Raw genomic sequence first — 2,149 nt, forward strand, 5'->3', positions numbered from 1 at the left:
CCCCAATACTAAAAGCCTGTTCTTAATTTTCATTATTAACTAATATCAAATTCAGGGTCTACGTGTTTTTTGACCAACGCTCTCAAGTCGTTAACAGAAAGCCACTCTTCATTTGTTCCAGAATTATATTCAAACCCTCTGACCACAGCTGTTGCTCCGGTTTTATCCATATAATCCTCTTTTGTATATCTAAAAGTCTGAGGAAGAATTATATAGTATTTTCCAAGATCAACAGTATTCACCGAGTCAGAAGATGTAATCATTTCCTCATGTATTTTCTCGCCAGGACGGATACCAAGAATCACCTTCTTACAATTCGGACCAATCGCTTCTGCTACATCGGTTATTCTGTAAGAAGGTATTTTAGGAACAAAAATCTCACCTCCCCAAGCATTTTCAATTGCATACAAAACCAAGTTTACTCCTTCCTCCAGCGAAATGTTGAACCTAGTCATCTGTTCATCAGTAATAGGCAATTCTCCACTATGTCTCTTTTCCAGGAAAAATGGAATGACCGACCCTCTAGATCCCATAACATTACCATATCTGACTACAGAAAACCTCAGTTCACGTTTTCCTCTCATATTGTTAGCCGCAACAAAAAGTTTATCAGAACAAAGTTTGGTTGCCCCATATAAATTAATTGGAGCGGCGGCTTTATCCGTAGAAAGTGCCACAACCGTACCTACCCCGGTATCCATAGCCGCATTAATTACATTTTCAGCTCCTATTACGTTTGTTTTAATACACTCCATAGGGTTATACTCCGCAGCAGGAACCTGTTTTAATGCTGCAGCATGTACAATAATATCCACATTCTCACATGCCCTTTTTAAACGTTCAGCATCTCTTACATCTCCAATGAAATATCTTAATTGCGGATATTCTTTAGGGCTAAACTGCTGAGACATTTCAAATTGCTTCAACTCATCTCTTGAATATATTATCAACCTCTTTACATCACCATATTTATTTAATATCGTTTCAACAAACTTTTTCCCGAACGACCCGGTGCCTCCTGTAACCAAAATGGTTTTCCCGGCTATATTAATGTTCTGCATATATCAACTTTTAATTGAAGTGTTATTTAAAACCCAATTGTAAATTTTTCCAAACTCAATCTCTTGACAATTATCCAGTTCGAGATCCTTTATCATTCCTTCCACAAAATCCCTGTCACTAACTTCATCGATCGTTAACTTAACATCAAGTTCTTTGTTGACTCCTAACACATCCGGAGTAATCATAGCTATGTCAAATAGGTGAGGGTTATTTCTTAAATAAGGAGTCACATGCTCCTTATCATAAGATGAAAGGTCATTGTTATAAAAAGCTTTACGCAAAGCCCCTACTTTAATATATTCATATACTACATGTGATAATCCCTTCACACATGTATAGTCCATGTTTTCTGATCTATGTATTTCGAATAACAACTTACTTGCTCTTACATGATTGAGAGGATTATCCGCAGTTATTCGCACTATTGTATCTTGATTATCAAAATCTTTCGAAGCCCTGACAAAGCGATCTAGTACATTAACGGAATCTCCACGATAACATTTATACCCCAAGTACGTAGAATATGCCTCTATTGGATCATCTTCAATCAAATTTGTTGTTGCAATAATTATATCATCAATAAAATGTAATTTTCTGGCTGTTTCTATTACCCTCCTAAGCAAAGGGATACGAACTATTGGCATTAAAGATTTCCCTCTAAGCCTGTTGCTTCCCATGCGAGCCTGTATAATTGCCACTGTCTTCATCTAAAGTAATTATGTCACAGATACATGCTTATCCCTCCGAATAATAACCCCCAGTTTCTTTATTAACCCTTCGACCGTAACCATAACCATAACCGTAGCCATAACCATAACCGTAACCGTAGCCGTAGCCCGGGCCACTTTTACCTATGTCATTGAATAAAATACTAACGCTTTTAATTTTTTCTTTTTCATAGTAGTCTTGTATAGCCACAATCGCCTGCTTGGGCGTATAATTTTGACGTACCAGAAAAATAACATGATCAACTAAATGTACCAAGGTAAAAGCATCGGTAACAAGTGAAATTGGCGGAGTATCAATTATTATATAATCATACTTTTTAAACAGTGTAGGGATTACTGCATCGAGTTTTCCATTCATT

The 2,149-nt window shown here is 36.7% G+C and carries 3 protein-coding genes; all 3 read right to left on the reverse strand.

Annotated elements, in window-relative coordinates:
- Positions 1-35: 35 nt before the first annotated feature.
- Positions 36-1,061, reverse strand: coding sequence for a UDP-N-acetylglucosamine 4,6-dehydratase (inverting) (gene pseB / locus E1163_RS03415; RefSeq protein ID WP_155169466.1), 1,026 nt, complete (start codon positions 1,059-1,061; stop codon positions 36-38).
- A gap of 3 nt (positions 1,062-1,064) precedes the next feature.
- Positions 1,065-1,769, reverse strand: a complete 705-nt coding sequence (locus E1163_RS03420) for a cytidylyltransferase domain-containing protein (RefSeq protein WP_155169468.1) — start codon at positions 1,767-1,769, stop codon at positions 1,065-1,067.
- 28 nt (positions 1,770-1,797) lie between these two features.
- On the reverse strand, positions 1,798-2,149 hold a 352-nt coding region (locus tag E1163_RS30370), incomplete at its 5' end, for a tyrosine-protein kinase family protein (RefSeq protein WP_425482667.1).

The organism is Fulvivirga kasyanovii, from assembly GCF_009711405.1.
Taxonomy (GTDB): Bacteria; Bacteroidota; Bacteroidia; order Cytophagales; family Cyclobacteriaceae; genus Fulvivirga; species Fulvivirga kasyanovii.